This window comes from Streptosporangiales bacterium, from assembly GCA_009379955.1.
Taxonomy (GTDB): Bacteria; Actinomycetota; Actinomycetes; order Streptosporangiales; family WHST01; genus WHST01.
Genome location: WHST01000186.1, coordinates 1 through 7,913 on the forward strand (window position 1 = coordinate 1; position 7,913 = coordinate 7,913).

Here is a 7,913-nt window from a genome sequence, read left to right on the forward strand (position 1 = left end):
GGCGCGAGGCACCGCCCGCAGCGACGCACCACCATCCACCCACGACCAAGCTCAGCGGCATCCAGCCGGTGAGCCAGCCCACCATGCCCAAGCTCACCTCAAGCCCGGACTTGACTTCGACCTCATAGGTTGGTCAGCCGAGGTCGATGACGGGGGCGCCGGCGACGATCCGCATCGCGCCCCAGTCGCCGGAGAGCTCGTAGACGTCGCCGTCGGAGCGCAGGGTGTCGATGTTGCCGTAGTCGATCTCGCCGTCGGCGTCGATGGCGGGCGGTCCTGTGCCCATGGTCCAGGTGACCTCGGCGAGGTCGGGGAACCGCAGTGCCGCACTGCGGTAGCAGTACTGCTCGCCGGGCAGCGGCTCGTCGTACGACGGGTGACTCGGCAGGACGACCAGATCCAGGTCGAAGACGACCTCACCCGGTCGCACGGTGACGTCGAGCACCCAACTGTCCGTGAGGTGCACGTTCGCGAAACCCACAGCGGTGTACGCGGCCATGCGCTCACGGTACGCCTGCCGGGACTCCACACCGTGTACGGCAGCCTCGGGGTTTCCTCATCGGCGAGGCAGCGTCAGTGGTTGCCGCGACGGTGGCTGTCGCACGATCGGCGTGCGGCGCGCTGGAGGAGCCGGGCCCGGAAGGCTCGCCGCCAGGGGCTGCGCGTGGTACAGAGAGCTGTGGAGCTACGTCATGTCCGCTACTTCGTGGCGGTCGCCGAGGAGAAGAGCTTTACCCGCGCCGCGGAGAAGCTGCTGATCGCGCAGTCGCCGCTGTCCCAGCAGATCAAGAAGCTCGAGCACGAACTGGATGTGGAGCTGTTCACGCGCACCACGCGGTCGGTGCAGCTGACGCACGCAGGGAGCGTGTTCTACGAACGGGCCCGCATGCTGCTCGCGCGTAGCGACGAGGCCATGGCCGATGCGAAGAAGGCCGCCGAAGGTCAGCTCGGCAGGCTGTCACTGGCGTTCACCGGCACGGCGACCTACGAGCTGTTGCCCGGGCTCGTACGGGCGTTCCAGGAGCGCAACCCCGACGTCCAGCTCGAGCTGCACAGCGAGATGCTCACGCCCGCACAGGCCGAGGGCCTGCTCGAGGGTCGGATCGACGTCGGTGTGCTCCGACCGCCGGTGACCGCCGAGGGCCTGGTCGTCGAGATGGTGCGCGAGGAGCCGCTCGTGGTACTGATGCCGACGCAGCATCCGCTGGCCGGCGCGCGCTCGATCTCGCTGGAGACGCTTGCCGACGAGCCCTTCATCAGTTACCCGAGCAACCCGCCGTCGAGCGTCTACGGCGTCGTGATCGACGCGTGCCGTCGCGCGGGCTTCGTTCCGAACGTGCGACACGAGCTGGCCGAGACGGCGTCGATGGTCGCCATGGTGGCAGCGGGCATGGGTATCGCGCTCGTGCCGGAGTCGGTGCGGCAGTTGCGGATCAACGGCGCGACCTATCGGCGGCTCTCGACGCCCCAGGTGAGCGTGCAGCTCGCTCTGGCTTATCGCGAGGGCGAGGTCAGCCCGGTGGTCCGGCGGTACCTCGAGACGGCACGCTCCGTAGTGCGCAGTCGAGACCGCGGACCCGCGCCCGGCACCATCCGAGGACCGGGCGACGAGGACGACTACTTCTCCCTCTCGATCTAGGGTCGAGAGGGAGAAGGCATACGCCCACCGCTGACCTGCGGCTTCCACCCGGCAACCAAGACGTGCATCCTCTTAATCGCGCAATTTTCCTGTGTTGGACATTTCAGTGCGGTGTTTCTAGCGTCTTTCCCCTCACCTCATGCCGGCCGAGTCGAAGGGGACCGCGATCATGACCAGCCAGATCGAGAGTCCGCCCACCGCCGTCGCGGAGGTGTTAAGCCCGCGGCACCTGCGAAGCTGCCTGTCCCGGTTCGTCACCGGCGTGACCGTCGTCAGCTACACCCACGACGACGAGCCACGGGGTGCCACGGTCAACTCCTTCACCGCCGTGTCGCTCGACCCACCACTGGTGCTCGTCTCACTGGCGCGCAGCGCCCGGGCGGCCGGGCACGTGGGCCACGGTCCGTTCGCGATCAACGTGCTGCGCGCCGACCAGATCGACGTGGCGATGCAGTTCGCCGGCCGCCCGCGCGCCGGCGCCCGCGTCCGCTGGCAGCACGACGGCGAAGCCCCGTGCCTGGCGGACACGATCGCCACCTTCCAGTGCCACCCCTGGCGCATCTACGACGGCGGCGACCACGTGCTCGTCGTCGGCGAGGTCGTCACCGCCGACCATCGGCCGGGCGAACCGCTGCTGTTCACCGGCGGCTCGTTCGCGATGACCGGACTACCGCTGCACGACGCCCCTCGGATGGTCGCCCGCGACGACCCGTCGGCCAACCCCTGGCTGGCACACGCCTGCCGTCTGCACGACGCCGCTTCAGCCTGATCCTCGCGCACCCTGAACGCTCAAAGGAGAGTCCGTTGAAGATCTCACTATTCGAACAAGCGCCCTACCGGTACCTGCCACCCGATTTCGAGCAGCACTACGAGTCGGTGTGCAGCACCCCGTACGCGTTGACCGACGCCGACGGCGTCTACTCGTCGATCCGCGACTTCATGGACGAGCTGATGCTCGGCGCCCGCGCCGGGTTCGACGGCGTCGCGGTCACCGAGCACGGCCAGTCCAGCTACGACATGGTGCCCAACCCCGACCTGATCGCCAGCGCACTGGCCTACATGACCGAGCACGAGGGCCTGGACGTGGCCATCTACCCGATGGGCCGCTCGCTGGGCAAGACGCGCGAGCCGGTCCGGGTCGCCGAGGAGTACGCCACCATCGACGTGATGAGCGGCGGGCGGCTGGTCGCCGGGTTCCCGGTAGGCCTGAGCTATGACGCCAACCTCAACAACGGCATACCCCCCACCGAGACCCGCCCGCGCTTCAACGAGAACCTCGAGCTGGTGCTGAAGGCGTGGCGCGAGCAGAAGCCGTTCGGCTGGAACGGCAAGTACAGCCAGCACCCGCAGGTCAACATCTGGCCGCGGCCGTTGCAGGCGGCGCCGCCGGTGTGGATCACCGGCATCGGCAACCCGCGCACCATGCAGATGACACTCGAGCGCGGGTTCGGCTTCAACTACCTGTCCTGGTTCGGCGCCGAGCTCACCGGCAAGCGGATCTTCGACCGGTTCTGGGAGCTGGCCGACCAGGTCGGCGTGCCCCGCAACCCGTACCGGCTCGGGTTCCTGCAGACGGTGGCCGTCGCCGAGACCGACGAGCGGGCCGAGCAGGAGTACGCCGAGCACCTGGAGTACGGCTTCCGCAAGGGGCTGGGCAGCATCCCGCCGGAGAAGCTGGGCCTGCCCGGTGCGATCGACATCCGCGGCGTCCAGGCGCTGCTGAAAGACCCCGGCGACTTCGGCCTGTACTACCAGATGAAGACCGCTACGTTCCGCGACCTGGTCGACGCCGGCGTGGTCATCTGCGGCAGCCCGGCCACCGTCAGGGAGAAGGTCGCCGCCTTCTGCAAGGACTACGGCATCGGCAACCTGCACGCCATGCTCGGATTCGGCTCGCTGCCCCGTGACCTGGCCATGAAGAACATCCAGCTGTTCGCTGAGGAGGTTGCCCCGCACCTGCGCGGCCTGTGGAGCGACACCGAGCACCAGCACCACTGGTGGCCCGAGCGCCTCGGCGGCGTGCCCCAGCCTGCCACCGTCCAGTCCGAGCGCGAGAAGGCGGCCGTCTGATGACCACCACCGACACCACCCCCGTGATCAGCGAAGAAGCGATCGACGTCTGGGACGGCAAGCTGACCATCCGCGTCAAGGTGGCAGGAGCCGGGCCCCCACTGCTGTACCTGCACCCGGCGGCCGGCCTGGCGTGGGACCCGTTCCTGTCGCACCTGTCCGAGCGCTACACCGTCTACGCCCCGGAGTTCCCCGGTACCAGCGTCGGCGACCCCTACGCCGTGCACGCCATCGACGAGCTCTCCGACATCGTGCTCGCCTACGAGGAGGTCGTCCGGCGGCTCGGGCTGGACAAGCCCGTCGTGGTCGGGCAATCCTTCGGCGGCATGCTCGCCGCCGAGCTGGTGGCGCACTTCCCCGGCCTGTCCGAACAGCTCGTGCTGCTCGACCCGATCGGGCTCTGGCGCGAGGACACCCCGGTCGCGAACTGGGTCGCCACCCCGCCCGAGCAGCTGCCCGCGCTGCTGTTCCACGACCCCGCGGGTGAAGCGGCGCAGGCCATGCTCGCCATGCCCGAGGACGAGGAGCAGCGGGTCGCCGCGACCGCAGGCATGGTGTGGGCGTTCGGCAGCACCGCCAAGTTCATGTGGCCGATCCCCGACAAGGGCCTGCGTAACCGGCTGCACCGCATCACCGCGAGCACGCTGATCGTATGGGGCCGACAGGACAGCCTCATCGACGTCTCCTACGCCGGCGAGTTCGCCGAGCTCATCGCCGACGGCAAGGTCGCGGTGATCGACAACTGCGGCCACATCCCGCAGGTCGAGCAGCTCGAACAGACCGCCGCCGTCATCGACGGATTCCTCAGCTGACAACGCCGTCACCCACGCACCGAAGGACATCACCATGACCACCGAGATGCACGCCCCCACCGCCGCGGGTTCCGGCACGGCCGCGACCGAGGCATTCCGCGCCAGCGTGGACCGTACCGTCGCCTCCGACCGGCAGCGGATCGACGCCTTCGCCCGCGACATCCTGCACCGCATCCACGATGCGATCCGCGAACATGGCATGACCTACCCCGAGTTCCAGGCGGCCAAGCAGTGGCTCGTCGACGTCGGCGAGGCCGGCGAGTGGCCGCTGTTCCTGGACGTGTTCGTCGAGCACGTCGTCGAGGAGGTCGCCACCGAGGTCCGGCACGGCTCCAAGGGCACCATTCAGGGCCCGTACTACCTGCCCAGCCAGACGTCGATCGTCGGCCCCGGCGCGCTGCCGATGCGCGAGGACGAGAAGGGCGACCCGCTGGTGTTCACCGGCACCGTCCGCGACACCAACGGCATACCGCTGCCCGCCGCCACCCTGGACATCTGGCACGCCGACGCCGACGGGTACTACTCGGGGTTCGCGCCCGGCATACCGGACGGCAACCTGCGGGCCGTCGTGACCGCGGACGCCGAGGGCCGCTTCGAGATCCACACCGTGCGGCCCGCGCCGTACGAGATCCCGAAGGATGGGCCGACCGGGGCGCTGATCGCCGCCGCGGGCTGGCACGCCTGGCGGCCGGCGCACCTGCACCTGTTGGTCACCGTACCCGGGCACCAGAGACTCACCACCCAGTTGTACTTCTCCGGCGGCGAGTGGCTGGACAGCGACGTCGCCGAAGCGGTCAAGCCCGAGCTGGTGCTCGACCCGCATACCGACGCCGACGGCACGCTGCACGCCAGCTACGACTTCGTCCTCGACCCCGTCCGATGAGCGCTGCCCGCGTCGAATCGGTCAGCACCACCGTCGTCGACCTGCCCCTGCGCAGGCGGCACAGGTTCTCGGTGACCGAGATCGACCAGCAGAGCCTCGTCCTCGTCCGCGTCCGTACCGCCGACGGAGCCGAGGGGTTCGGTGAGGCGGTCGCCCCCGGCGGGCCCTGGTGGGGTGGGGAGTCGGTGGAGACGATGCGAGCCATCATCGACGGCTACCTCGCCCCGCTCGTGGTCGGCCGGGACGTCGCCGACGTGCAGGCAGTACGGGCGCAGATGGACCGCCAGGTCAACGAGAACCGGTTCGCCAAGGCCGGCCTCGAGACCGCCCTCTACGACGCCTGGGGCCGCACGCTGGGCGTGCCGGTGCACGCACTCCTCGGCGGCCTGGTGCGCGACTCGCTCCCGGTCACCTGGGCATTGGGCGCCAGCGACGCCGACGACATCATCGGGGAGGCGACCGCCAAGCTGGAGGCCGGCGAGCACCACAGCTTCAAGCTGAAGATGGGCTCGCAGGACCCGGCGGCCGACATCGGCCGGATCGAGAAGGTCGCCGCGGCGCTCGCCAGCCGGGCGAGCCTGCGGGTCGACCTCAACGCCTCCTGGGACGAGCTGACCGCCACGCGGTACCTGCCCCGGCTGCAGGAAGCCGGCATCGAGCTCGTCGAACAGCCGCTGCCCGCCTGGGACACCGACGGCATGGCTCGGCTGGCCGGCCGGCTGGACATGCCGGTGATGGCCGACGAAAGCGTACGCAGCGAGCACGACGCCTTCCGCCTCGCCCGCATCCGCGCCGCGGACATCTTCTCGCTCAAGGTCACCAAGTCCGGCGGGTTCACCGTCACGGCGCGCATCGCGGCGGTGGCCGCCGCGGCCGGCATCCCATGCCATGGCGGCACCAGCATCGAGTCGTCGATCGGCACCGTCGCCGCCCTGCATTCCTACTGCACCCTGCCCGCGGTCACCTTCGGCAGCGAGCTGTTCGGGCCACTGCTGACCGCCGACGACCTGCTCACCGAGCCGCTGACCTACCGCGACGGGCATCTGCACGTACCCGAGGGCCCCGGCCTCGGGGTGAGCGTGGACGAGGACAGTGTCCGCCATTTCAGCCGAAAGGAATGAGGCCGTGCTGTTCCTCGTCGAGATGGACGTCCGCATCCCGCACGACACCGATCCCGACGCCGTCGAGAGGCTCAAGGCCGAGGAGAGGGCCCGCGCCCAGGACCTCCAGCGCGGCGGGGAGTGGCGGCACCTGTGGCGGGTGGCCGGGCGGTATGCCAACGTCAGCGTGTTCGACGTCGGCTCGGTGGACCGGCTGCACGAGCTGCTGTCCGAACTGCCGCTCTACCCCTACCTCGACATCCGGGTGACACCGCTGGCCACCCACCCGTCGGCGATCGAGGCCCAGGATGGCTGAGCTTGCGACGCTGCGCGAGGCGATAGCCGCGGTGGTGCATGACGGTGACACGGTGGCGTTGGAAGGGTTCACGCACCTGATCCGGTGGCCGCCGGCCTCGAGATCACCGTGCTGCGTCGATTCGATCGCACCAAGGCATCCGCGGGCTGACGCGTGATCGCCTACGACGTGCAAGGACCCGTCGGCGCACCGGTCGTCGTTCTCGGCGGTTCCCTGGGCACCACCCGTGCGATGTGGGACGAGCAACTGCCCGCGTTGACACGCGCGTTCCGCGTGGTCCGCTACGACCACCGCGGCCACGGCGCGTCCCCCGTCCCGCCCGGTCCGTACACCATCGCCGGACTGACCGGCGACGTGCTGGCTCTTCTCGACCACCTCGACATCCCGCGAGCACACTTCGGCGGGCTCTCCCTCGGCGGCATGATCGCCATGTACCTCGCCGCGACCCACCCCGAGCGAGTCGACCGGCTCGCGCTGATCTGCACGTCGGCGCACCTGCCGCCGGCGCGCGCGTGGCTCGCGCGCGCCGCCACCGTGCGCAACGGCGGCACGCGGGCTGTCGCGGACACGGTGGTCGCACGGTGGTTCACGCCCGCGTTCGCCGCCACGCCCCGGGCGGCCGAACTGCGCGAGCAGTTGATCCGCAGCCCAGCCGAGGGCTACGCCGCCTGCTGCGAGGCCATCGCCACGCTGGACCTGCGGCCGCTGCTCGCCCGGATCCGCGCGTACACGCTCGTGATCGCCGGTGCCGAGGACCCCGCCACACCGCCCGTGCACGCCGAGGTCATCGGCACCGGTATCCCCGACGCCCACCTCGCGGTCCTCCGTGACGCCGCGCACCTGGCCAACGTCGAGCTGGCCGACAGGGTCACGGCGATGCTGGTCGAGCACTGGACCGCGCCGCCATTCGTCGAGTGATCGACTGCGGACGGCGTTGATGACCGGGAGACACTAGGGCGTGTTGGTAAACGGCGTTCGAGGCGAGCGGCGTCCAGGGTGGTCCGCGCCAGCTGCCTCCGGCGGTCGAAGACACAGGCGGTGGCGGAGGACGAGCTCGTACTTGGGCGTACTTGCGAGCTCCGACAACACCGCC

At 69.9% G+C, this 7,913-nt stretch carries 9 protein-coding genes and 1 pseudogene; 9 read left to right on the forward strand and 1 reads right to left on the reverse strand.

The features are described 5' to 3' along the window. Window positions 1–133: 133 nt before the first annotated feature. Window positions 134–499: a hypothetical protein gene (locus tag GEV10_30975; protein MQA82827.1), complete on the reverse strand. Its 366-nt coding sequence runs from the start codon at window positions 497–499 to the stop codon at window positions 134–136. 180 nt (window positions 500–679) lie between these two features. Here GEV10_30975 and GEV10_30980 point away from each other — a divergent pair, with 180 nt between their 5' ends. The 9 genes and pseudogenes from GEV10_30980 (at window position 680) to pcaD (ending at window position 7,738) form a co-directional block, all read left to right on the forward strand. Continuing rightward, window positions 680–1,639 (forward strand): LysR family transcriptional regulator, encoded by a 960-nt coding sequence (locus tag GEV10_30980; GenBank protein ID MQA82828.1) that lies wholly within the window; start codon window positions 680–682, stop codon window positions 1,637–1,639. A 169-nt stretch (window positions 1,640–1,808) separates the two neighbouring features. Beyond that, the gene (locus tag GEV10_30985; GenBank protein MQA82829.1) at window positions 1,809–2,408 is read left to right on the forward strand and encodes a flavin reductase; all 600 of its coding nucleotides are present in this window, start codon (window positions 1,809–1,811) and stop codon (window positions 2,406–2,408) included. Window positions 2,409–2,443: 35 nt separating this feature from the next. Beyond that, the gene (locus GEV10_30990; protein ID MQA82830.1) at window positions 2,444–3,709 is read left to right on the forward strand and encodes an LLM class flavin-dependent oxidoreductase; all 1,266 of its coding nucleotides are present in this window, start codon (window positions 2,444–2,446) and stop codon (window positions 3,707–3,709) included. Beyond that, entirely contained in the window at window positions 3,709–4,521 is an 813-nt protein-coding gene (locus GEV10_30995) for an alpha/beta fold hydrolase (protein ID MQA82831.1), read from the forward strand. The genes GEV10_30990 and GEV10_30995 overlap by 1 nt, the downstream gene beginning before the upstream one ends. Before the next feature lie 34 nt (window positions 4,522–4,555). Next, complete coding sequence (catA, locus tag GEV10_31000) at window positions 4,556–5,404, forward strand: catechol 1,2-dioxygenase (protein MQA82832.1); 849 nt, start codon at window positions 4,556–4,558, stop codon at window positions 5,402–5,404. Then, on the forward strand, window positions 5,401–6,525 hold the full coding sequence (locus GEV10_31005) for a chloromuconate cycloisomerase (protein MQA82833.1): 1,125 nt from the start codon (window positions 5,401–5,403) through the stop codon (window positions 6,523–6,525). The genes catA and GEV10_31005 overlap by 4 nt, the downstream gene beginning before the upstream one ends. 4 nt (window positions 6,526–6,529) lie before the next feature. Next, window positions 6,530–6,820, forward strand: coding sequence for a muconolactone Delta-isomerase (gene catC / locus GEV10_31010; GenBank protein MQA82834.1), 291 nt, complete (start codon window positions 6,530–6,532; stop codon window positions 6,818–6,820). Then, window positions 6,813–6,925 (forward strand): annotated as a pseudogene (locus GEV10_31015) (CoA transferase subunit A). Before catC ends, GEV10_31015 begins: the two are co-directional and overlap by 8 nt. Window positions 6,926–6,973: 48 nt before the next feature. Next, entirely contained in the window at window positions 6,974–7,738 is a 765-nt protein-coding gene (gene pcaD, locus GEV10_31020; protein ID MQA82835.1) for a 3-oxoadipate enol-lactonase, read from the forward strand. The last annotated feature ends 175 nt before the right edge of the window (window positions 7,739–7,913 follow it).

What these genes read in the sequence shown, in the direction of transcription:
- GEV10_30975 (MQA82827.1), bottom strand. Translation starts at nt 499, where the DNA reads ATGGCCGCGTACACCGCTGTGGGTTTCGCGAACGTGCACCTCACGGAC.
- GEV10_30995 (MQA82831.1), top strand. Translation starts at nt 3,709, where the DNA reads ATGACCACCACCGACACCACCCCCGTGATCAGCGAAGAAGCGATCGAC.
- GEV10_30985 (MQA82829.1), top strand. Translation starts at nt 1,809, where the DNA reads ATGACCAGCCAGATCGAGAGTCCGCCCACCGCCGTCGCGGAGGTGTTA.
- GEV10_31005 (MQA82833.1), top strand. Translation starts at nt 5,401, where the DNA reads ATGAGCGCTGCCCGCGTCGAATCGGTCAGCACCACCGTCGTCGACCTG.
- catA (MQA82832.1), top strand. Translation starts at nt 4,556, where the DNA reads ATGACCACCGAGATGCACGCCCCCACCGCCGCGGGTTCCGGCACGGCC.